This window comes from Hoylesella buccalis ATCC 35310, assembly GCF_000177075.1.
Lineage (GTDB): Bacteria > Bacteroidota > Bacteroidia > Bacteroidales > Bacteroidaceae > Prevotella > Prevotella buccalis.
In genome coordinates, this window is record NZ_ADEG01000042.1 from 1 (window position 1) to 25,424 (window position 25,424).

12 protein-coding genes and 1 pseudogene are annotated in these 25,424 nt (G+C 45.6%); all 13 read right to left on the reverse strand.

What is annotated here, in order from left to right; translation table 11 throughout:
* Positions 1–946: 946 nt before the first annotated feature.
* The 13 genes and pseudogenes from HMPREF0650_RS04445 to HMPREF0650_RS04505 all read right to left on the reverse strand — a co-directional run bounded on the left by HMPREF0650_RS04445 (position 947) and on the right by HMPREF0650_RS04505 (position 25,421).
* A complete protein-coding gene (locus HMPREF0650_RS04445) occupies positions 947–1,693 on the reverse strand; it encodes a hypothetical protein (protein ID WP_004348662.1) in 747 nt (248 codons plus the stop codon).
* Between the two features lie 752 nt (positions 1,694–2,445).
* The gene (locus HMPREF0650_RS04450) at positions 2,446–4,512 is read right to left on the reverse strand and encodes a TonB-dependent receptor (RefSeq protein ID WP_004348664.1); all 2,067 of its coding nucleotides are present in this window, start codon (positions 4,510–4,512) and stop codon (positions 2,446–2,448) included.
* Between the two features lie 260 nt (positions 4,513–4,772).
* Positions 4,773–6,341 carry a helicase HerA-like domain-containing protein gene (locus HMPREF0650_RS04455; RefSeq protein ID WP_004348667.1) on the reverse strand — a complete coding sequence of 523 codons (1,569 nt, stop codon included), beginning with the start codon at positions 6,339–6,341 and terminating at the stop codon, positions 4,773–4,775.
* 151 nt (positions 6,342–6,492) lie between these two features.
* The gene (locus HMPREF0650_RS04460; RefSeq protein ID WP_004348669.1) at positions 6,493–7,695 is read right to left on the reverse strand and encodes an ROK family transcriptional regulator; all 1,203 of its coding nucleotides are present in this window, start codon (positions 7,693–7,695) and stop codon (positions 6,493–6,495) included.
* 952 nt (positions 7,696–8,647) lie between these two features.
* Positions 8,648–10,642 carry a beta-N-acetylhexosaminidase gene (locus HMPREF0650_RS04465; protein ID WP_050774840.1) on the reverse strand — a complete coding sequence of 665 codons (1,995 nt, stop codon included), beginning with the start codon at positions 10,640–10,642 and terminating at the stop codon, positions 8,648–8,650.
* Positions 10,643–10,697: 55 nt separating this feature from the next.
* Positions 10,698–12,095 carry a sugar porter family MFS transporter gene (locus HMPREF0650_RS04470; protein WP_004348673.1) on the reverse strand — a complete coding sequence of 466 codons (1,398 nt, stop codon included), beginning with the start codon at positions 12,093–12,095 and terminating at the stop codon, positions 10,698–10,700.
* Positions 12,096–12,113: 18 nt separating this feature from the next.
* Entirely contained in the window at positions 12,114–13,208 is a 1,095-nt protein-coding gene (locus HMPREF0650_RS04475; RefSeq protein WP_004348674.1) for a DUF4434 domain-containing protein, read from the reverse strand.
* Positions 13,209–13,284: 76 nt separating this feature from the next.
* Positions 13,285–14,709: pseudogene (locus HMPREF0650_RS04480) on the reverse strand (sialate O-acetylesterase); the annotation flags it as partial.
* Entirely contained in the window at positions 14,706–17,387 is a 2,682-nt protein-coding gene (locus tag HMPREF0650_RS04485) for a calcineurin-like phosphoesterase C-terminal domain-containing protein (RefSeq protein ID WP_040562453.1), read from the reverse strand. The pseudogene HMPREF0650_RS04480 and the gene HMPREF0650_RS04485, both read right to left, overlap by 4 nt.
* Before the next feature lie 20 nt (positions 17,388–17,407).
* A complete protein-coding gene (locus HMPREF0650_RS04490; RefSeq protein ID WP_004348679.1) occupies positions 17,408–18,790 on the reverse strand; it encodes an alpha amylase family protein in 1,383 nt (460 codons plus the stop codon).
* A gap of 152 nt (positions 18,791–18,942) precedes the next feature.
* Complete coding sequence (locus tag HMPREF0650_RS04495; RefSeq protein WP_004348680.1) at positions 18,943–20,616, reverse strand: DUF5018 family protein; 1,674 nt, start codon at positions 20,614–20,616, stop codon at positions 18,943–18,945.
* 22 nt (positions 20,617–20,638) lie between these two features.
* Complete coding sequence (locus HMPREF0650_RS04500; RefSeq protein ID WP_040562455.1) at positions 20,639–22,267, reverse strand: RagB/SusD family nutrient uptake outer membrane protein; 1,629 nt, start codon at positions 22,265–22,267, stop codon at positions 20,639–20,641.
* 13 nt (positions 22,268–22,280) lie between these two features.
* Positions 22,281–25,421, reverse strand: coding sequence for a SusC/RagA family TonB-linked outer membrane protein (locus HMPREF0650_RS04505; protein WP_040562457.1), 3,141 nt, complete (start codon positions 25,419–25,421; stop codon positions 22,281–22,283).
* Positions 25,422–25,424 lie beyond the last annotated feature (3 nt).

A 25,424-nucleotide genomic window follows, 5' to 3' on the forward strand; every position in this document is an offset into this window, starting at 1 on the left:
AAGCCAGAACACGCATATCATACCAACTTCGTTTTCTCTGTTCAGAACGAAACTCCAGAATTTAAAAGTATTCTCACCTTTGTTCGTTTCTAGTAAGAATTGAACGGTTCGTAAATGTTCACCCATGAGCATCTTTAACAATACTCATGCTTCTTGTACTACTTCTGTCTTTATGTAAATCTTTTCAAAGATCGCTTCTTTGTGTCGCTAACGCAACTTTTAGTGCGAAAGCGAGTGCAAAGGTAATACGAAAAGTGATACCCTCCAAACAAATGAGCAAAAAAGTTTGAAAAACAACAAGTATTTAACGTTTGTTTATAATTTCACCTTTTATATATAGTCATTTATGAGAATATTAGAGTGAAACGTAATGTATTACGAACCGAGGGAATTATGTACAAAATGTACATTTTTTATCATGAAAACAGCCCTAAAAACGGCTCTTCAAAACTTACAATATAGAAAAAATCAATAGGCACAGAGGGAGCAAACAAGAGATGAACGGGTAAGAAAAAGCCGATTTTGATGTAAAAGCAATGAGGTATTCGTTCCACCTACATCCTTTTGGCGCGCAATTTACTGGCAATTACACGTCAAAAACATGCATATTACAGGCTTAACTCAATGCTTTTGCTCTCAAATAGTGAAGGAATGAGATGGAAAACGACAAGAGAATACTGTAACTACCTATAAATAAATAATATACTACACTTGTTCATATTTGGCTAATTTGCACACAGCAACGTATCTGTTTGTCTACAAGCCAAGGATTCAACATCTTGTTGTTAAATAAAAATCATATTCAATCAGCACTTCTACTTCATGACGGCAAAAGGATATTACAATTGTAACAAACCCAGAACCAGCAAGAAAAGAAGGGTCTACGCCATTTGATCTGCAGAAAAAATTGAATGGCACGCCAGCCTGACATGTCGTCCGAGCCTCATTATTCGTGGCTGGTTTTAAATAAAAGCGCATCTTCGGCCATGACCTTCTGTAACTGCTTAGCATTCGGTTTGAACGACACGTAGGTTAAATAGCCAGCCACAGCACCACCCACCAAGGGGACAACCTTGCTCAAACGCTTGGTCAAAGAGCCTTTGGTAACTTTCCCACGCACCCATTTCGACATGCTTTTTACAAAGGGAAGCCAAACATTGGTAGGCACATTGACCTGTGGTAAATGAGACGCCATGTCCTCAGAAAGTGCGCGTGCAACCTCCTTGACAGCTTGATTAGCAACATCCGACCCCAGCATCGCTCCTAAGAAGATGGTCAATAAATCGTAAGCCGAATCCTTCATCTTTCCGTCTCGCTCTCTCAGGTCTGGATAGCCGTATAGATAGGCCAACTTTTGAGCAATGATTAAAGTGTGGTAGTAATACTGCAACAGGTCAATGGGTATGGCGACGAACACTGCTGCCCCACCAGGTATACCTGTTACCGTCGAGACAAGGGTTGCCATCTTGGCCTCTTTGACTATGCAATCACCAGCTATTTTTGCGATTAATTTTTCCGAAACGACATCAATCGGACGCTGTAAGGCAGCCTTTTTGATTTCCTCGTCGGTGCAATGAGGACGCAAAGCCTCCACTAAAAATTCAACTCTATCAACCTTGGCCCCTGGGATATTCAAGATGGCAAACATGAGTTTGCTCCACCTTGTCACTTCTTTATTTTCCTGATTTTCCATCGTTCAATCGTTTTTTGCCACACTTTGAATCGGAAAACCTAGAGCTAAACATTAGGCCAACAGAATCATAGCGGCGAACATCGTTCAACCACAAAGATAACAAAAAATCGATAAACAGACACATTTGTCAACATAAATATTCACAACTGTGTATCCTGTGAAGACCATTTTACCCGCATGCACAGCTTGCACGACCGTCTATTACACTTGTTCAGCTTTACCTTATATTAATATGTGACTATCACGCTGTGACATGTGTTCATCTTGGTCATCATCAGGGTAAAGTTTTCTCATAAAGTTTGAAAGTTCCATACTCGAGAGATTGTGCGAGTATTCCCTAACCACGCCAATTTCAGAGAAATGGGCACTCAATATTTCAATATTGAATCTACCAAAATAAAAAAACGTTTTTTCTATGGTTTTCTATAAAACTTTACTATATTTGCAAACGACTATCTGGAGGTTTGTGAAAATCTCTAATTAGTTTAGTTAAGTCTAGTTTAGTTTTTGTGTTGGTTGGGGGTTACCGATTGGTAGCCCCCAAGTTTTTAATTGTCCTCGCAAGAGCTGTGTTTTATGGTTGAATGTCCCGAATATGGGCTAAAAGCGAGAATGATAGAAGGTTCATTCATTTACTTTCAACATACAATCTCGCAGTGCGATTAACACATCTGCGAGATTGTAGATGATGGTAGTGCGGTCTTTATACCATCAGTAGCGATGGTCATATTGATGATTACAGCCGTTAAAGTCTACAGTGTGATGGCAGCACCGGCCACTACCCAAATTCCCGGTTGTGGCACATTGCCTGCGTCCATGTAAGTCTTGTTCAAAATGTTGTTGGCATTGAGGTACGCCTTCCAGTTACTTTCGTTCCACGTCAGACGTGCGTCCACCACGCTATAAGGCTTGTACGAGTGAGCCACACCCTCTCTGTCCTTGTAGCTTCCCATACGGTCGAGGTAACGACAAGACAAACCTAAGTCCAATTTGCCAATGAGATGCAGCTGTGCATCAGCCACAAACTTGTGTTTGAGATATTCCAAGACATATTTGCTTACAATGCCTTTTTCCTCCTTGTGGTCTTGATTGATAAAGGAATAACCCAAAGACACTTTCTTTAAGAAACGCTGTGACGGCAGAATGCGCAAGAAATTAAAGTCGAAACTGCTCTCAACACCCAGCGAATTGATCACGCCAAAGTTGACACTCTTCCACACCAATTCATTTTTTTCATTGCGTGTACCGTCTTGTATCCAGTCTATCAGATTCTTGTGATGATTGTAGTACACGGCTGTCTTGGCGTTGATGTAAGGGTTGCCAAACTTGATACCTCCTTCGAGGGCGGACAGTTCCTCCGGTTTGAGGTGTTTGTCTGCCTTGTGACCACCTACAGAATAGAACAATTCTGTCATGGACGGCATGCGCAGCGAGGTGTTGTACGAGGCATAAAGCTTAAAGGCATCACCGATGCGATAGCTCATATCTACCCCCGGATACACACGCATGTTCATGTTCGCCTGACTGTTTTTCACGGCAATCAAGCCCGCCGAAAGGGTAAACCTATTGAGCAGCACGTTATGTTCAAATACAAATTGCGTATTGGTGCGCTGCAATCCGTTGGTGTACTGACGATCAGTGCCATGAATGGGCTGTGGGTTCTCGAGTTTCTCCCCAAGGTTTCCACTCATCAAGTCTTCGTGTCTCAGCTCAGCACCAAAGGCTGTTCTACCCCCAACCCAATCAAAGTAGGCATTCAGATTGACGCCATACACGTCGGTACGGTGGTAGTTGAAGGGATATTTGTTAGACTCGCCACGAAACAACTCGAACCTATCCATGCCCCGGTTCCAATAAACAGACGGGCGAAGGTGAAACTTACCTTGCTTGTTCTCGGCTTGTATGGCTGTAAACGTCTTGAAAGTATGCTCAAACTGGTTGTCCCATTTCACGCCATAGAAGGTGTTTGCGCCAAAATCTTTCAAGCTCATGCCGGCATGCCACCTTACATCAACCCAACTGTCTTGATAGCTTCCTTGATAAAACGACTTGAACGTACGGTAATCAGCATTCAGGTTTCCTGCCTTGCTGCGTGAATAACCATCGCTTCGAGTGGCTGAGAGGGAAAGCTGGTTGTTCCACTTGTCGCGGGCGATGTTGCCCCTTAGACCTGTGGAGAAATAGCCATACGAGCCACTTTCCATGCGAGCTGTGAGTGAAGTGCGGGCTGCCGCCTTGGTGACAATATTGATAGCACCTAACAAAGAAGATGTGCCATAAACCCTACCTGCCGGGCCTTCCAAAACTTCTATGCGTTCGATTTCACTCAAATCGACAGGAATGTCGAACGCATTGTGCGCAGTTTGCGCATCGCAGATATTGATACCATTCAACAGAATGGTGATCTGCTCCGAATTTCCGCCACGGATACCCACATCGGTCAATGCGCCCAAGGGACCTTTCTGGCGGACATCTACCCCTATTGCTAATTTCAATAGGTCATTAACACTTTGTACCGGAGCCGATTCAATATCCTTTCGGCTCAGTACAGTTACCATTCTCGATTGCTGACTGACGGTCAGCGGAGCGCGCGAGCCGGTGACGACCACCTCTTCGAGCTTCACTTCCTGGCGTGCAAGGCTGTCTCCTTCCAAGTCGTGGCGCACACTTACGCCATCGGCCTTGGCGTAAGTCAATGTGCTTACGCTGAGGACACTAATCAAAACTTCTTTGCCAAGAGCAGCGAAGAGCGAATATCCTTTGCGGTTAAAATGCTTGAACCACAGCGGATTGCGCTTGTTAAACTGTTCTTTTACCATGTTTGTAAATTAAAAATCACGGCAAAGTTAATGAAAAAGAGACACAACCCCACTTTTCAAAGGGTACAAAATAAGAGAAAAGTGGGGCTTTTGTTGTTGGATTGTTTCAAAATTATTGAATCATATCTCATCGCATCTTTCAAGCCATTGTGCACATAACACTTAGAATCCAGATACACTATAACCTGTCCGCTACAGGTCAGAGTCATAACAATCACTTTGAAACTTAGTGGCGTTCAAGCTGAAAGACATACTCCTTCCTACTTAACAATATTGCCCAAGATGCTGCGAGTGATTTCACGCGTCATGGTACGAGTAGCAGCCGAAGTGGCATTTTTAACAGCACGCTCAGTGGCTGTCTTGCGAGAACGCGATTTCTTACCCGTCACCTGGTTAGAAACTACCGTTCCTAATACCGAGGCAAAAGTGGCTGTGAGGGCGGTGATGACCGATTTCAACACTTTACTGAAAAGGCTGTTGCCATTACCGGCTGCGGCTTTCGGTGCTGATTTTTCTTCTTCTACAGGCGTGTTTTGCCGTGCCTGCTGTTCCATTTCGAGGAGTTGCTCATAAGCACTTTCACGATCAATGGGCTGGTCGTATTTTCTTCCCAAGCTCGATTGAGCGATAATGGCTTTGCGCTGTTCGTCCGTGATGGCTCCAATTTGACTCAATGGAAACAGCATTTTAGCCCGTTCAACCATCTGTGGCGCCCCTTTCTCATCCAAAAACGACACCAAAGCCTCGCCTGTTTCAAGGTTTGTAATGGCCTCTTCGGTTTTAAAGGCAGGGTTCGTGCGGAATGTTTCCGCAGCACTTTTCACCGCTTTCTGATCTTTTGGCGTGTAAGCACGAAGCGCATGCTGCACCCGATTGCCCAACTGTCCAAGAATGTTGAGTGGGATGTCCGTAGGACTTTGGGTGATCAAGTAGATACCCACACCCTTGCTTCGGATGAGGCGTATCACCTGTTCAATCTTATCAATCAAGGCTTTTGACGTACCCTCAAACAACATGTGCGCCTCATCGAAGAAGAATACCAGCTTGGGCAGTGGCTGATCGCCCACTTCGGGCAACGTCGCATAGAGTTCAGAGATTAACCAAAGCAAAAAAGTGGAATAGAGTTTCGGTTGCATCATCAGTTTATCGGCGGCCAACACATTCATGATTCCCTTCCCTCCTTCGGTCTGCAACAGGTCATGAATATCGAAAGAGGGTTCACCAAAGAACAAGTCGGCACCCTGACTTTCCAACTGGAGCAGTGCACGCTGGATAGCTCCGATAGAAGCAGAGGAGATATTTCCATATCTCGTGGTATACTCTTTGGCATGCTGTCCTACATAGTCGAGCATGGAACGCAAATCCTTCATGTCGATAATCAACAATCCACGGTCGTCAGCCACACGGAACACGATGTTAAGAATGCCCGCCTGCGTATCGTTGAGTTCAAGGAGACGCGTCAGCAGTTCAGGCCCCATCTCCGAAATGGTAGCACGCATGGGATGCCCTTGCTCCCCATAAACGTCGAAGAACCGCACCGGACAAGACTGGAACTGCGGATTGGTGATGCCAAATTCTGCCATTCGTTTCTCAATAAAACCTGTGAGATGGCCCGTCTGACTGATACCCGACAAATCGCCTTTCATGTCAGCCATGAAGCAGGGAACGCCCGCCTGACAGAACGATTCTGCCATCACCTGCAGGCTAACGGTTTTTCCTGTTCCCGTTGCTCCTGCCACCAATCCGTGTCGATTAGCCATTTTGCCATTCATCACAATAGGGCCTTGTTGCCCATGTGCAATGTATAATCCTTGTTCTTGCGTATACATGATGTGTTACTGATAAAATTATTCCGGGTAAAGAGTTCACTTTTTATTTGAAAGGTAGATGCAAACACTCAAAACACGAGCAAATCACTATCGTGATTTCAGAACCATTATGTGGATGATTCAGATGATGAAGAGGCATCCATCAAGCGCATTAATCTCTAACAACTTGATACCTGGCAACCATGCAAGCACCTACGACGCCTGCTCTCTCGCGCAATGTTGAGGTTACAACTTCCGAATCTTCATTAACGATGTTCAGTGAATATTTCTTGATAGCCATCTGAACCGGCTGTGTAATGTAATCTCCGGTCTGCGACAAGTCGCCACCGATAATCAGCATGTCTGGGTTGAAGATGTTAATCATACCTGCCAAATTGCGCCCTAACTGGTCAGCTATCTTCTGCAAAGTTTCAATACACAGCGTGTCCTCCTTCTGAATTGCGTACAGAACGTCTGATAGTGTGAGTTCTTTATTCTCTTTGAGCACTTTGTCAGAAAGGATGGAACGTTTGCCCTTCAACACGTTTTTCACCGTTTCGCGCAGCAGAGCCATGCCTGAAACCTCTGTCTCCAGGCAGCCTTTCTTCCCACAGCGACACAACACTTCATTATCATAAGCTTTCACATGACCGAACTCACCCGAGAAGCCTGATTTCCCATAATATATTTTACCACCTACAATAATGCCGATTGCTATGCCCCAACTCGCATTGACAAACAGCACATTCTTGGCACTTTTGCAGCAACCTACCAAATATTCGCCAAAAGTCATGGCTCGGGTATCATTTTCAATGCACGTTGGAATGCCAATCTGATCTGAAATATACTTGGCTAATGGCTGATTCAAGAAATCGAATATACTATAACTAACTCCGGTGAACGGATTCACTCTGCCCGACACGTTCATAGAAGCATGCAAGATAGATTCCTTTTGTATGTCAAGAGAGCCAATATATTCATTCACAAGATCGAGCAAGGTGTCAAGGCATTGCTGTGTGTTTTCTAATTGAAAGGGAATCTTATTTTTCTCAAAGACAATGTTTCCACTGAAGTCACAAAGCGCCATGGCTAAAGAGTCATAACTGGGGTCGATGCCTAAAAAATAGCCAGAATCGGTAGACAGACCATAAACCGTAGGAAGCCTACCGTGCGTCTGGTCGCGTTTTCCTTTTGAAACCACAAACCCCTTGCTCATCAGATTTGTGATGATTTTTGTCGTAGTTGGAACGCTGATACCGATATGTTTCGATATTTCCGGTATCGTACAGCCATCATGAAGCATCAGATACTTGAGAATTGTTTTATAATTGTCAGGCTTTCGGTGCAAGTATTCTAATTTTAGTATGGTCTTCATTTTTGATGTTGATTTAACCTATATAAATGAAAGCAAAGATGTGTTGAGTTTCAAATCAAAGCACTTTATAAGGCAAAGATACAAATTAAAATCGAAAACTTGAAACATTTTTGTAGTATATTCTGCTTGAAAGTAAATAGAAAATAATGCAGACGTGTGCGGCTTGATATCATGTCAGTAATATGACCATTCGTAGAGAAACAGTCTACCGTGCGTCCAGATGACCTTAAAATAGGCTATATACAACAAACAGGGACTTTTCAGCGTAGGATTTCGTTTGAAAATAATCTGTCATTTTACTTGACAATCACCTCGCTATAATTCGCTTATTTTCCACCATGCCTCGAGGTTCTCGCAAATTTTGAAAATATACGCAATCACCATATCTTTCTGTTGTTCAACACGTTAAGTGTTTTAAGCCGAATCTTTGAACTTGTGTTTCGTGCTTTTGCATGGTTAAAGCATGCTTTTAACCGTATAATTGGTATGCTTTAAAGGTGTAAATGCATGTTACTTGAGCACGAATATCTTATCTTTTAAGCACACAACTCCATGCTATTGGACTTTCATGCCTATTTTCTGAATTCAGAAAGAGATAAATGTAGCGCATTTGCCTATCGATTTTCTCTATTCTGCACTTTTGGAAGTAGCTTTTTATTGTCATTTATACGGACAAAAGTACCAACTGACCAACACAACAGACTCTCTCCTACCCTATATACTTTGCTCCACATCTATAAGTACAACCGCGGTGTGGGCAAAGCCAAGAAGATGCAATAGCATAGTCAAGTACAAAAAGAAAGAAGGCAAACACCCATGACAGATGCTTGCCTCCGTTGTTGACTAATGTTGTTCAATGTGTCTACTCCGCCTTGCTGTTACCCAGCTTGTGTATAAGACATAGTTCCAAACAATTTGGTGACATGTGCGATACACATGGTCATGAATATTCTCATGGCTTTGAAGATGCAGCCATAGTCTGGGGTTTGGTTGGTAAGGGTTGGCTAGTTACCAACAGATTGGTTACCTTGCTTTTAAAAGAGCTTCCCGCTTTCATCAACGGAAAGACTAAGGTGCGGAAATAATGCATCTGATTATAATCCACGTTTCTCAATTTCAGCACGTTGAGTCTGCTCACTATTTTCCCGTTAACCCACAATGAGGTCTCGGTTCGGTCGCCCCGAATTTTCATATTGACCTTCTCGCCTGGCAATAGTTGGTAGCCGAAGTTGTAGAGATAGCCGTCCCTACTGAACCCGACAAGTCCGTTGATGGGGTCTGACAGATAGAAAGTGGCATCATCGGAGCTGAACAATACGGTTCCCTTTTCTTCGGGTGCGTAGTCAATGTCGAATGCCACCTCGTAATCCCAGCCCACTTGGTCTATGGGCATGCGGTCTCCACGGTTCACTTGCGCCCGTTTCAAGATGGTACCCTGTGGATAGTGGCCGGCCACGTTCAGTCCTGGAGCTTCATCTAAGGTCTTGCGCAGAGAGTCAAATTGCTCAAACGAGAACGAGGTGCTTGTACCCGACCATGTTTTAGTGGAAAGCGTTTGCAAGGCAGGGAAGAACCTGTAGTGCACGTCTTGCGCGCTGATGCCATTGCCGATGTGGTCGTTCCAAACAGCAAACATTCCACCTTTGATGCTTCGATGTCCTTCGGGGAACACCACGTCGCCTATATGGGCTGGTGTCCAATTCTGGTACAATTTCTTGATGTCAAGATAATCCTGGTAGTAACCAGCCTTGGGTACGATGTACACTTGCCAGTCGGGAATGCTGATGATGTCGTACCCCAAGCTGTCCATGGAGTGAGGATTGGCGTAGTTGTTGTTCCAAATCTGCATGGTAACATCTTTAACTTTGATGGGCGTGGTGCCTTTGGCATGTGTTTGCTGTCCCCATATCATAGCCTTCTTGCCGAATTTTTCCACATAGTTAATGTATCTATCCGTAAGGTACCTGAACTTCTCCACCACTTGCTTGTCCTCGTTGGCATATTCATCGGTGCCAATGTGCATGTATTTTCCGCTGAAAACAGGTTCGTCACCGCCAAGATACTCTTTGAGCAACGCATCCAGGAAAGTGTATGTTTCGGGGTTGAACAAATCCAAGTGGTCTTTCCCGTATTTCTTGCTGCCCAATTCCGGCTTGTAACGGGTGAAGGCGAGCGAGTGTGCTGGGAAATCAATCTCGGGTATAATCTCAACCCCAAGACTGTCGGCATATCGTTGCAGGCTTCTAAATTCTTCTTTAGTATAGTGTCCGTCGCGCGCCGTCAAGCCTGGATAGGTGTCGCATTCCAACCTAAACGCCGCTGGCGTGCTGTCGAAATCGTCGTTGAAAAATTGGCGGTGCCCATTATCGTTTAGATGAATGTGCAGTGTGTTCATTTTGTAATAAGACAACATTTGCACATATTGTCTGAGCACACGCATGGTGAAAAACTTTCGACCACAGTCGAGCATGAACCCTCGGGTGGGATAAGCAGGAGCGTCAATGATGGTGCCTTGAGGCATGGTACACCCTTCGTTCTGCCTACACAGTTGCAGAATGGTACGCGTTGCCCAGTGGATGCCTTGGGGCGTGGCAGCTTCCACACGGGCGACACGCCCGATATTAATTTTGTAAGCCTCGTCGCCTGCGTTTGCCTTGGCCCCCTTTTTGGTGCTAACGGCAAATGCGAAATCCCCTGCCCGAGCCTTGTCTTTCACGATGGGCAGCGAGGTATTGAACATCTTCTGGTAGTCGGCGGCAAACACCTCGAGAGCCATTGTCACACGCTTGTCATTGCCAGTATACACAATGCGCGATGCTTTTGTAGGCACAAAAGAGCCTTTGCCACCGTACCAAGTCTTGAGTTCGGGAATCGTGAAAGGCTTAGGGTTGGCTGCATGTATCGAAAGCGAGCACGACAACAGTAACAGTAACAAAATCTTTTTCATGTTGCTATGATACATTATTTGGGTATAATCCATGAATTTCACTTGAACAAACTGGTTATTTGCGTTTGGTCCAGTAGCGTTCTATTTCTTCCAATGACATGCCGGCGGTTTCCGGAATGTATTTCCACATGATGAACATGTAGGGCAGACACATGATGGCAAAGAATATAAACGTACCGGCAGGTGTCAGCGATGTGAGCATCCATGGTGTGAGCTGTCCCACAAGATAGGTTCCTATCCATAATGCGAAACCGGCGATGGACATGGCAACGCCTCTGACACTGTTGGGATACATCTCGGAAAGCAGTACCCAAACCACCGCACTGATAGAGATGGCGCAGCAAAACACATAGAAGAGAAAGAATGAAAGCATGAAATAGACCGAAAGGTTCAACGCCTCTGTGAATGCGAAATAGAAAGCAATCATCAGTAACGACAGTATCATGCCAGACACACCATAATAGATGAGTTTTTTTCTTCCTACCTTGTCGATAATACTCATGGCCAGGATAGTTGTGACACAATTGACGATGCCCACCAGAACTTGGCAGAACAAGGGATCGGTCATACCTGCATCCTTGAAGATAGAAGGGCCATAATACAACACAGCATTCACGCCCATGAACTGTCCGAGAATGGCGATGCACACTCCGACAACGACAGCAGTGAAGATTCCCGGGCGCAGAAGTTGATGCCAGTCGGTCTTAACTTGCGAGGCCAGATTGGATTGTACCTGACTGACAACAGCATCCACTTCTTTCTTTTCGGAAAAGAATTTTTCAAGAATGCGGGTAGCTTGAGCACTTTTGTTACGAACAACCAGCCACCTCGGACTCTCTGGAATGAAAAACAAAAGGATGAAAAAGAACAATGCTGGTATCGTTTCCATGCCCAGCATCCCTCGCCACACCTCATCCACAAATATCAGTTGGAATTGTGAAGATGCGAAAGAATGGCTTTGAGAAACACCCAAGAGCAAGAAGTTGACCAGATAGGCAGCCAGGAAACCAACTGTTATGGCCAACTGATAGAGGGACACCATTCTGCCTCGATATTGCGAAACGGAAACCTCTGATATGTACATGGGTGCAACTATTGATACTACGCCGATGCCAACGCCGCCCACTATACGATAAATCACTAACCAATTGAACGTAGGGGTGATGGCACACCCGATGGCTGAAACGGTGAACAAGATGGCGGACAGGAACATGGCAGGCTTGCGTCCAATCTCGTCACTTAACCAACCGGCGAAAGCCACGCCTATGATAGAACCGATCAAGGCACAACCTACATACCACCCCTGTTGTAAAACACTAAGCGAAAACTGACTCGTGACCTGGTCTATGGTGCCTGATATGACGGCCGTGTCATACCCAAAGAGCAGTCCGCCCAATGCCGCAGCCAGCGCCAAATAAAACACATATCCCAGTTTTACGGAAGAATCATTCATGATATGGAAAACTATAGATTACCTGATATTGAAATATTCTTTATAACGATCGTACAAGTGATGTGCCTGGATGTAGGCCGACTGTGGACTCATAAAGTGGGAGAATTCGAAAGTAATGGCTTTATCGTAATGACACCGCTTGGCAGCTTCCAGCTTCATTCTCAGCTTGTCAAATTTAATTGGCAAGAACCTGATGGGCATGTCACGGTCGAACGATTCGGCATTGGTCCAACATTGCATACCATACCTGTCGGCCAACTTTTTGTTCACCGAGAAGAAAGCATCCAGCTCATCATAGTCGATGTGTCCGTCTTGGAAAGCACAGGCATCAACCACGTCGTGTATGCCATCAAAAATCTCGTTCCATTCACGCTCATGTTCCTCCACGGAAACCGCTTGGGCTTTGCTGAGCTGCTGCGTACCCATCACCGCTTTCTTTCCGTCTATCCATGGAGAGATAAATACAGGTAAACCATCAGAAACATCCTTACACTGCTTGCCTAGGGCATGGAACGTGGGAATGGCACCTTTGGTCTGTCTACTAATTTCGGTGCTGATGTACCATCCCTTAAAGCTCTTGTGGTGACCATAACGCTTCCACACTTCATCGATGACATATTTGTTGTCCTCAATCTCCCAAGACATGTCACCCGTGTCCCAGTATCGACCAGAATCGTAAAGGCCAAAGTAGAACTTCATGCCGTATCGATCGGCCAGGCGGAGATACATGTCTATCAAATCGACAGAAGGCATGTAACATCCATGCTTCTTAACAAGATACTCGGAGGGATAGGTCATGAACTTACGGTACCCACAGCGGATGACAATCACGGTATCAATGCCGATAGCCTTCATGTACTTGAAATCCTGATCCCATTCTTTTTCTCCCCAGTTTTGGTGAGGAATGTCATGGGAAATCTCATCCAAAAAAGTACCAGTTATCTTCAGTCCGTTGTTCTTCGGAACGATGAGAGAGCCACTAACGCCTTTTCCTTGCGTATTGAGCAGATTCTCTGTTTTTGTCAGTTGGTTGGCTCCCTTTGCTATCGGGGCCATCGTTATAGCTGCTCCTGCGAGTGCCGTCTTTTTGATAAATTCTCTTCTATTGACCATTGTTATTTGATTTTTTATGAATATAAGGCAAAGTTAATGAATGATGCCGAACCACTGGCACCTTGATTTCGGATTATTTTATTTCAGCTCTGAAGGGAGAGGCCGGAAGTCCTGCATTGTTGCACAAATCAGCCTGCATATAGTTGCGGAAACAATAACGCACCTCGGTAGGCTGACGCACAGAGTCGTTCCACACTTTAACTTTGGCAGTACTATTGATGATTCTTGCATTGGCAGGATGTATTTTTCCACTTGCGTCAACAAGCTCGAAGCCACGTATTTCTTGATTTTCAGGAATCATGCCCTCTTGTCCGTGCTCAAATGTAACTTCCACAATGCCATCCTTAAGCGTACACGACTTGTAAATCGGCCCAGAATAAAGAAAGCCACTGCGACCGTATGTCTTTGTCAGCGCCCAATAGGCGAGTCGCTCGCCCACCTTTATTTTATATGGTGGGTGTATAAACAGCTCACTGCCGGCATCGGTTGTAGTCACCATTCCCACATTGGGCACCTCGCTCATCAGCTCCAATTGGCACTGGCGAAACCATGCCCATTCGAGTTTATCCTTGCCGCCCGCCTGATAGGGTGCTATCTGCACGTAATAGATGGGCATGTCTTTATTTTCAAAAAAGGTTCTCCATTGTTGCACCATCGCTGGAAAAAGACGTTTGTATAGGGCTGGATTGGAAACGTTGGCCTCACCTTGATACCATATCACGCCTCGTACGGGGAATCCTTTCCAAGGGTTTACCATGGCATTCCACAGCAGTGTAGGTGTACCAGCTTCCCATCCAAACTTGGACTGGTTGACATCAGGCAATTTTACCTCACTGAATTGTTGTAGAGTCTGTCGACTCATCCATGCCTCGATTTTGGATGCGCTCCACGAGCTGTGAATTAATCCTACCGGTACGTTGATGGAGCGTTGCAACAAATCTCCGAAGAAATAGGCCGTTGCGCTGAAGTCGCCTACCGCCTGTGATGACAATTCCATCCATTGTCCTTTCACACCCTCGGTCTTGGGTGTGGTACTCCAATCGCGTTGAACGGTGTAGAGTCGCAGCTGCCTACGTGGGTTAGCCGATACAATGTAAGGCTGGCAACCATAAACGGGTTGACCCTTGAATCCGCGCACGGGCATTTCCATGTTGGACTGTCCGGAACAGAACCAAACCTCGCCAAGGAGGATATTTCTCAGGGTTAACACCTCGCCATCAGAGAATGTGATGGAGTATGGGCCTCCTGCCGAAGTGGTATGCAACGTGGCTTGCCAACGGCCGTTACTGTCGCTTTGCGTCATGATGCGTTTGTCACTCCACGATGCTTTAATCGTTATTTTACTGTTTTTCTTGGCAGTGCCTGTGAACCTGACATCCGCCTGTTGTTGTAGCACCATGTTGTCTCCCCATATTGAGGTCAAGGTCACCTTGGCAGTAGTGTTGCTTGGTGTTACACAAGCTACAAGGAGTGCGGCACAAGATAAAAAGAATTGTTTCATTTTCGTGTTATTTCTTCTTGGTAAACATTTCCGAAACGGTCGGTCACTCGCACGGCCAATTTAGATTTGGAATTGCGAGGCGTGGCACGGAACATGTGTTTGGTGGGCAGGGGCGCAATCCAGCTTTGCATGGTCTTGCGATGGTCCTTAACCATTTTTACGGCTGCTGGGTCCAGACCGGTGTATTGCGTCATCACACCCATCGGCTTACCGTTTTCCAACCACTCCACTTTCCATTGGTCGTCATAATTCCACACATTGGCGATGATATCCTTGGGATATTCTTTCACCGTGCCAGGTGCATACGCCCTGAACTGGTATGTCTTGGGATAGCCCGTACTATTGTAATACCAGCTTACCTTCTTGCCATCCATCTCAAAGACCTGACATCCCTGCGGCGTACCGTCAAGGCATAATGGAGCGTGCCACCATGTTCCACATACGGCTCCGATGTTGTGTTCCATCTGATGGTTGTTGAAAATGACGTTCGAATTGGTATGCATGTGCCCTGTGAGGAAATGCGATTCGTAGCCATCAAGCAGTTTGAAGAGCGACTCTGCGTTGATGGTTTCGCCTCCTAAGTATTCGTAGGTGTAAACAAACGGTTGTTCTTTCACCGTAGATCTGAAAGGAATATGCGCCGCTACAAACACTACGGTGCCTTTGGGAACATAGGAAAGGTCTTGCTCCAACCACTTGAAGGTATTCTCATCGATGTATCCTACATAGAAGTATTGTCGTCCAACGTAAAAGCAATTATTGATAACGATATAGTGTGCGTTGCCTTTGTTGAAAGAATAGCATGATGGTCCGAAATGCGTTTCAAACGATCGGTAGGATGTTTCGTGCGTTCGGCCATTGTAGTCCATATCGTGATTTCCAATCACTCGATAAAAAGGAAGGTCGATGCGCTGTGCCTGTCGCATGTAATCCTCAAAGAATGTTGTCGGCGTATCCCAACAGATGTCACCGCATGATAACCCAAACGCATCTTTGTCAGGGGTTGAGGCCAACAACTTGCGATAGTCGTCCACTACTGGGCCGTATTTCAACCAGTGCTCTTTGGAGTTGGCTTGCACGTCGGCCTCTACGATGGCGATATGTTTTGTGTCGTCCTTGGGATTTTTCTTGAGTTTGAAATTGTATTCCATCTGTTGTTTCTGATGGTCAGTTTCTTGATAAAACAGGGGTATTCCCCTATTGGTTTCGGTGAGATATCCGGCAGGCGTGGATATGTACACAAACCGCGTGTCACCCACGTTTGGGATGCGATATACGCCGTTCTTATCTGTCGTTACACAGCGTTTCCCATCTGTCACCACAACATTGGGTACGCCCTTGCCTTCGCAAGTGACCGATCCATACAGCTCGTGTGGATTAGGCACATGGTCTTCGTCCAACGCTTCTTTCAGCTCTTTCCACCAATCATAGAGGATGATGTGCACGATGTCGAATATCATGACTCCGTCAGACTCTTTGAGGTTCATGCTGACAGCTTTCTGAAACTGCAAGGGGTTTTTACGGTAGTCTTCTACATACAGGCCTCCATAGAATGGCTTGGCGCCTTGCAACAGCTGCCTTGTGTATTTGCAACCGCCTTCCACGCAGAGGTATTCGCCTGACGAGACTTCGCTGTCGGTCTCGTTTTTGTACAATCCTGACGACTTGTAATAATCGTCTATGGTTACATTTTTATAATAATTACCGTTGGTGTAGAAGTCTATCAGTTCTGCATAGCCATATTGACGATACTCAGGCGTGGCCCATGGGAAATCCTTTGAAGGATCATACTTGTTGCTTGCCCAGTTCACACCCACCTCATAATAGGTAGGGTACCATGCCCCCGTGTATGAGGCCAGTATACATTGGGAATCTATTTTTTTTATTGCGGATCTGACATCCTTTATAAAACCATAGATGACAGAGGCACGCCACTCTATCCATTTCTTGTAATACGGACCGGGAATCCTGTCGAACGAGCCTTTGTCGTTGGCTTTCCATTCATAGATGTCTTCTGGATATCTGTTTAGTTTTTGACCGATGTATTTTTCAAACAAGGTGCGCGATGCTTCCGAAAAGTCTGATTCGATGCAATCATAACGCGCCCTGTCCAACATGATACCGTCAAACTTGAAGCGTTTTACCACCTCTTTCACGATGTTGATTTCATGTCGTTGCACGTCTTTCAAGGCCGGATTTAAGAACATGGACGTTTTTCCATTTAGTTCTGTCACGGGGATGAGTCCTTTTCCGGGAACGTAATTGATGGATTGCCATTTCTTGTTTTTCCCAAAGACAGCTCCTCTTAACTGGCCGTGCGCTTTGCTTCCGTCAGCGAAGATGTTCATGCCGGCAAAGATAATCATGCCTCGCTTGTGAGCTTCAGAGATGAACGTGTTGATAAAATCAAAATCAGGACGTGTAAATCCCTTCCACGTTCTTTTCCTCGATGTGTACTTACTGTCGTAAAGCACCTCGCCGGTGTTATCCTTGATGTCTAATACTAAATGTGTGATACCGGCCTCATGACATTTGCCAACGTAATACCTGATGGAGTCAGGATAGCTGAATCGCTCGAAGTTGGCCGAACAATCCAACCACATGACCTTGGGTTTGATTGTGGCAAAAGTCAGTAAGGTGGTGCACAATAGGAGTAGTGTGAGACAGGCTCTTTTCATAAGTCGTATATTATATGTTATTACTTTGTTTTGTCGATGGCTTTAGCAATACCTTCCTTGGCATATTTCCATTGATTGGCTTTCTTAAGATGAATCATGTCGAACAGAAAATAACCGTTACAAGCATCCATGCATGCCTTGACAGATTGCACGATGGCTTGGTTTTCCTGCTCTTGGGTGGCTTTGTTGGCCGTGTCCCAATTACCGACATCAGGTCCTCCCACTACTTTGGGGCAAGCCCCTTTTATCTTTGACATGGCCTGTTGGCAGAATCCCTGCATGGTCCATTCCGTATTGCCATAAACAAGCAATGGCGAGGCGTACGCACCAATGAGCATTTGATCCATCAAGTCAGCGTATCCGAAGGAGTGATAGTTTTTAGTTGCCCATCTATAATAATCAGAGGTTTTAAAATTAGGAGAGCCCCAATTCACACCCACAGTGTAATAGGTAGAGTACCAACCACCAACATACACGCCAAATTGTATTTTTGAATTGACGCTCTTGACTGCGTTTCGTGCCTTTTCCATAAAGTCGCGAATGGTTTTTGCTCTAAACTCCAACCATTTCTTTGTGTAATCAGAAGATTTCCCCGATAGCTTTGTCGCGCCTTTGGGAAGGATGTCTTCTGGGAAATTAGAGACTTTGCTTCCCATATATGTTTCAAATTTTTTGCGAGAAAGATCAGAGAAATCAGCACGCAAATCCAAATATCTGCCTCGATCCAACACGATACCATCAAGGTCATATTTCGCAAGATCTCGCAACAAGTTGCAAAGAAAAGTTTGCACTTCCGGATTGGCTGGATTTAGAAACTTGGTAGGCTCAGCCTCGTCCATGATACTGACAATTCCCTGAGCTGTGCTCATTTGTGTTGTCCATGCCCTTTTGCTCTCGTCACGATACACCATGCCCGTTCCGTTGTTCATGGTGTTTCCTCCCACAAACGTGTTAATGCCTGCATGAACTTTCAAACCCAATTTTCGTGCGGCATCTATGAACGCTTGCAAATAGTCCCACGTGGCCGTGCGGTCTATCTTTGTATAGCCTGTAGATGTCCATGCGTATTGATATTTCACTTGTTCTACTGTAGAGGTCTTGAACAACACGTCACCACATGTTGGGCGCACGTCTACCACGATATCCGTGAAACCTGCGTCTTTAGCAAGGGTCAAATCTCTTGTTATGGCCTCTTTACTATTGGCGAAGTCAGGAAAATTCGCTGCCGCGTCAATCCAGATATATCTCGGTTTGTCGGTCTTATTTTCTATTTCTTTGTTATTTTCCTGTTCTTCCTTTTGTTTGTTTTGTCCCCAATAATCTATTGGATCTTTTGATCCACATGCTACAAAAACAAGTAGAGTCAGGAATAAAAGGCTGATAGTACAATGTTGTTGCTTCATCCGTTGTCCTTTATTATTTTATTATTGTCATTAAATTTACGGTTCTTTTTTCATCATCCAACAAAATGGATATGTTTTTTATCAACCGTGAACGATAATAGCCATCTCAATGCAGTGACATGGTCAAAGCATTGAGATGGTTGAATGAAAGATTATAAATCCAAACAGTCGCAGCGCACGCAACCAACATATCCGTTGGTAAACATGAAGTAGATGTACAGATAGTATCCGTCGTTCGATACTCTCAGTGCGACGTCGCCTGTTCCATTTGCGTTTTGTTTTCCTAATGCCTTGCCTCCATACTTGCCATTTATGTCCAAGCCTTTTGAAGAGAAGTCAAGCACCTGCGTGTCCAAATTGCCACCACCTGTGTCGAACAAGTAGATGCAATCGTCTGTACCCCATGTCCAAAGGTTCACAGAGTTAGAAATGAAGTAGTGTGCTTTGTTAAATACGGTATAGTCTACCGCATTCTGAAGCCAGTTGGAAGATATTTCTGGTCCCTTGGCTTTGATAGAATTGGTTTTCCCGTCAAACATTGAAGCATGCCTTGGTGCGGCATAGTATGCAGCGAAATAGTCGCTTGTGGGGTCAGCTGGATTGCTGTATATTACATCCGCATTATTACCCCAGTTGCCTAAGCCTTGGGCTTGAACCATGACTGGCGTGGTAGAAACCAGCTTTCCGCCTTTCACCTGCCAGCGTGCAAACTGTCCTGCGGTACCATGTATAGGTGCCGTAATGATAGCATCACCGTCCAAGCTACCAATAACAGATAGTTTACGTCCCATCTGTGCGCTTGTGGTGTATTCCAAATACTTTTCAGGCTTGCCTTTGACACCCTTTACTCTCCAGATGATGAACTTTCCATCTTTTTGGTTGTTCAAGTTACAGAACAATATATTATCGTTATCATCGGCCGTGGCATACATGTTTGTCAGACTCCCCGCAAATTCGCTGATGTCGATATGACCCGCTATCTCTCCGGTTTTGGCGTTGAGATATACAGCTTGTCCATTGCCTCTCTCGTTCACGACAACATAGTTGTTAAGGGCTGCGATACCAGTGGTCATGTGGTTTTGGGTTAGTCCGATGTCCACAAGTTTCTTTACCCACAATAGTTGAGCGCTGCTGGCGCGCAACCCATTGTTGATTTTTTGTGGAATTTCTTTTTTCACTGTATACACCATCGAGGTAACGCCGTCTTGCGCCGTAACCTTGAATTGTTGTTCCTGGTCATAATCGAGGGCTACGATTGTTGGGTCTGGTGAAATGGTGGCTCCGTGAGAGATACTCACCGTAGCAAGTTGTTTGCCAATCTCGTCAGCGGAGACAAGGGAGATAACCTTGTCTGCTTCCTTCACAAGGCCACTTAAGTTAGCATTCGGGAGGTCAAACTTAGTGATGGCGCACTCGTTGCTTTTTCTTATTTCAGCCACTACTTTATAGTCTGCCTTCCCCCCATTCTGGTCGGTTACGGTAATCGTGTTTTCCTTCGTCAGATCCATAAAGTACAGCTTAGGTGTCACATACACGTTGTTTTCGAGACTTGCGAACACCCGCATCTTTTTGAGTGACGACTTGTCGAGAACATTGTCAGACAACCGTGGATAGTTGTAGGGAAACACAACAGTAATCACTTTATTTTGATAGTCTATCTCACTCGTGAAGTTGTTTTCATCCCTGTCATCATCAATAAACCGTGCAGTGAGATTTGTAATGCCGTTTCGCTCTATATTAGGGTGAAACTCCTCGGGCTCTTGGCAACCCACCCATGTAAAAATAAGCAGCAGGTTGCAGGCTAATGTTAATATTTTGGTTTTCATATTTGTCAATACTTAAAGGTTGTTATTTCCATTCATCAAACTGTTTGGCCAACTTATTGTTCTTCAATTCGGATGTAGGAACAGGCAGCCTGTAGAGTTTTGACGAGAACTTACGGTCTTGACCGTCACAATCAACATACTCGTATGTGCCGTTGGTAATCTTCATACCGTGACAGCGGTAGTTGTTATACTCAATATGAGCCAGTTTCCACCTGCGCATATCCCAGAACAGATGTCCTTCGTAAGCTAATTCCACCTTACGCTCGTTGCGGTAATCCTTAAACCAAGCGTCACCGGTAGAGGTTTTCGAAGGCAGTCCAACACGTGCTCGCACGCGGTTCATGAGCGTCTGTGCCTCACTGGTTTTGCCCAATCTGAAAGCAGCCTCGGCTTTGTTCAACAACACCTCGGCAAAGCGTATTTCTACCCATGGTTGCGAGCTGTGTTGTCCCTTGATGTCCGTTAGCTTTTCGTCGAGCAGTTTACGAAGAAAATATCCCGTGGTGGTTTTGCCGAAAGAGTAGGCTTGCTCACGATAAGCCATGAACTCTCCGTTCTTACCTCCTACGCTGCAATCCATCTTGCGTCCCTTCCATTCGCTTCCCGCATATATGATGGTTGCGGCAAATCGAGGTTCAAGCTGGTCGTAAGGAGGCTTTTGGTTGGTTGTTTCATGCCATGGAGTCCAGTCCACGATTTTACCGTCCTTGGTCTCATAGCACTCCACCATTTCCTGCGTGGGTGTACCCGTAGCACCAAAATCGTATCCGTCGCACTGTGGCACATAGTATTGGTCAAAGCTGTGGTAGGGTCCACTGTCCTTGTTGTACCTGAACGCCAATATGCATTCGTTGTTGTTACCACTCCATGCGTCAGCGTAATTGGATGCCAAATCGTACAGCCCGAGCTTCTCTACCTTGTCAGCCGCATCGTATGCAGCCTGCCATTGTTCTGCGTAAAGCATGGCTCGTGACTTCAGGGCGTAGGCTGCTCCTTGAGTTACCCTGCCTTTTGCGTTGGGGTCTGCCCACTCCTTAGGAAGGTTAGCTGCCGCAAAGTCAAGATCATCAGCGATAAATTTCCAAGTTTCTTCAGCCGAACTTAGTGCTTTGTCGTTGCTTTCCGGCAAGTTTTCATAGATAATTACGCTACCATGCCGTTTGGCCAACTGGAAGTATAGGTATGCGCGGAAGAAGCGAGCCTGAGCCTCCCAGCGTGCGTTTTGCTCCTCAGAAAACTTAGAATATTGTTTCTGCATGGCTAAAAACTGGTTTATCTGCCTGATACTTCCGTAAGCAGCACTCTCGCTCCATACATTATATAGACAGCCATCGGGTGTCACCACGGATGGGTCGGTAACATAAACATTGGGGTGCCCTGCACGATGGCCCAATGAAACCGATCCATATTTGAAGGCATCGGTAAGGCTTTCTGTCAGGCTACCGCCAAACTGCGTCTCTCCAAACTGGCCGTATCTGTGCAAAGCGGTATAAAAAGCATTCACGTTTTTATCAACGTGCTTTGCGTCTTGCCAAACAATCTCATCACTTACGGTCGCTGTTTGAGTAACGCCATCCAGCCAGTCGTTACACGATGTCAAGGGCAAGACTGCGCAAAATGCCACCGCTATGTTAAAACATATATTTTTCATACTGTCAAATCTTTTAGAATGTTAGTTTTATTCCCATGGTATACGTCCTCTGCTGCGGGTAGTAACCATTGTTTACAGAAGGAGACTCAGGGTCTATGTTGTATTTGGTCAGACTGCTGAATGTCAACAGGTTGAAACCCTCCACATATAGTCTTGCACCCTCAATGCCTATGTTAGTTAGCCATTGTTTGGGGAAGTTGTAGCCAATTTGCGCTGTCTTTAACCGCATGTAGTTGCCAGAGCGATACCAGAACGTGGAAGAGAAGCCGTTGTTGTTGCTCGGACCTGAAATCTCAAGACGTGGGAACTCTGCGTTGGGGTTATCAGGTGTCCACGATTTCTCTACCAAATAAGTTGGCGAGTTACCACCGTGGTAGAATGGCTTTGTATAGGCCGTGTTGTCTTGGATGCCCGAACCGCTATATTGTCCAGTTAAGGCCACAACATTGTCCAAGCCCCAAGAGAACAGCAAGTCAAAGTCGAATCCCTTCCAATCGCCAAACAAGTTGAACGAACCTGTGTGTGTTGGGGTTGAGCTTTTACCTACATAGCCTTGGTCTTGCGCAGCGGTTATCACACCATCACCATTCCGGTCCACATATTTTATATAGCCCGGCAGTGCTTTATAACCAACGACAGTCGGTGAATTGGCTATATCTGCCTCATCCTTGAAAAGTCCTGCGTCCATGAAACCATATTTGGCACCAATTTGTTTGCCAGTGACGCGTTGGTATTCTGGAGCATTGTCCGTGTCGCCGGCGTATTTCAGCCAACGACCATAAGCGTACGACCATATCAATTTTCCACCATAATTAAAATTTCCAATGTGGTTACGATGGGTTAAAGCCACCTCAAATCCCTTGTAATCAGCCTTGTTTATATTGGCTGAGTTGTGATAGTATCCACCTCGTGATGGTGGGAACGCACCCACGACAGACGAAATTTTGTCATACTCATATTTATAGAACACGTCAAACTCGATGCCTAAAAGGCCATTCCATAAGGTTGCGTCTACACCAAGGTTGTAGTTCATGCATTGTGCCCACCGCAGGTCAGGATTGCCTAAAACGCTGGCGTACATCATCGACTGACTTCCGCCACCCAGCACCAATGCGTTTTTCACCAATGTCATCGCGTTGCGCCATTGAAATGCGTTCAATCCGCTACTTGTTCCTGTTTTACCAACGCCAGCACGCAGTTTCAGGTTATTCACCCAGTCGGCGTCAAACCATTTTTCGTTATTGATACGCCAACCCAACGACAAACTGGGCAAAAACACCCATCTGTTATTCATACCACCAAAAAGATAACTACCATCATAACGTGCCGAAGCCTCTAAGTAGTACTTGTCATCATAGTTGTAATTGAGCCTGCCGACAAATCCAGCCACCCGCGTAAATCCGCTATAACCACCTATCGTAGGCATCTTTTCTTTGCCGTCGCCAGTCAAGTTGGTAATCTTGCTAAGCTCGTCAAGCTGCAAGAAGTCCAAACCCGTACCGGTTGCACTCAGAGCGTTGCTCTTGTTTTCGCGCGTCTCGGCCAATAACAACACGCCCACGGTGTGCTTGTCAAACCTGTTGTCGTATGTCACACTGGTTTGTGTGGTAAAGTTGTAACCCCTGCTGGCTGCCTCACTCAGTGACACGCTGTTTCCTTGGGCATCGAAAGCCTTATAATAATTCAACGTCTTGGATGCGGAGGTGGGCAGACTCATCTGCATCACCTCGAAAGGATTGCTTAGCACTTTGTTGAAATAGAAATTAGCATCATAAGCTCCTTGAAACTTCACGCTTAAGCCTTTCAGCCAAGGCGCGTCATATTTCAAACTGAAATTGGTCTGGACAAACGAACGATTAGACTTGCTGTATCCTGACTCATTGATGGATGCCAATGGCGCAACTGGTGACGATGCAGTTGGTGTAGACACCGCATAAGTTTTTCCCTGATATTCCATAGTTTCCGGAACGTATGGCATAGCCCTAATGATCTGCTGTGGAATGTTATGCCAAGCGTTTGGGTCGGCAGAGTATCTGGGTGCGTTGCGCTTCTCTATACGCCCAGCTATGCCCAGTGTAAAAGTAAGATTGTCGGTTATTTTCGCGTCGATGTTTGAACGAAGGTTCAGACGGTCATAATCGAAATTGTCAATATTGCCGTTTTCTTTCAAATAACCCATCGATGCGAAAAACTTCACCTTGTCGTTTCCACCCGAGGCAGACACATTGTGGTGCATACGGTTTCCGGTTCCAAACAATTTTTTGTACCAGTTGGTGTTGCCCCAACCGTCAACTCCGTCACGCATCTTTTGTACCATTTCATCTGTAAAGACGGGGGCATCGCCCTGCAATTCGCGTGCTTTGTTGTACCAATAAGCGTACCCGGGGCCGTCAAGCCACACCTGATTTTGTGCGTTCTCGCTAATTCCGAAAGCTCCCGTGTAGGAGATGGACGTCTTGTTTTTGCTACCTTTTTTCGTGGTTACGATAAACGCTCCGTTAGCATCAAGACCATAGACAGACACGGCGGATGCGTCTTTCAAGATAGACACCGATTCAATTTCATTCGGATCCAATCCGTTAAAGTCGGCTGAGGTGCGTCGAATACCATCAATAACGTAGATGATACCCCCTTGTCCGCGCATGGTGAGCGCAGCGTTATCACTACCGGGCTGTCCGCTTGATTGCACGGCTGCCACACCCGCAATGCGCGGTCCGATGATATTACTGATACTCATGGTCGGTGCCTTGAGTATCTCTTTGTCAGAAACTGTGGAGATAGCGCCCGTAATGCTTCCTCGTTTTTGTGTGCCATAGCCCACTACTACGACTTCGCTTAAGGCGGCTACATCCTCCTTCATCGTAATGTCAATCGTCTTGCGATTGCCCACCTTCACTTCTTGCGATACCATGCCGACACTTGCAAAAGTCAATATGTCATTAGCTTTAGCCTCGATTTGGTACCGTCCATCAATGTTAGTAACCTGTCCTCTCGTCGTTCCTTTCACAACGATAGACACTCCTACCAAAGGCTCACCGTTCGTGTCGCTGACTGTTCCTGTTATCACATTTTGCGCATAGCTTGCTGCCACACATGTGACTGTTAGGATCAAGGACACAACAAGCCTCCTGATACACCATCTAATTTTTTCCATTAA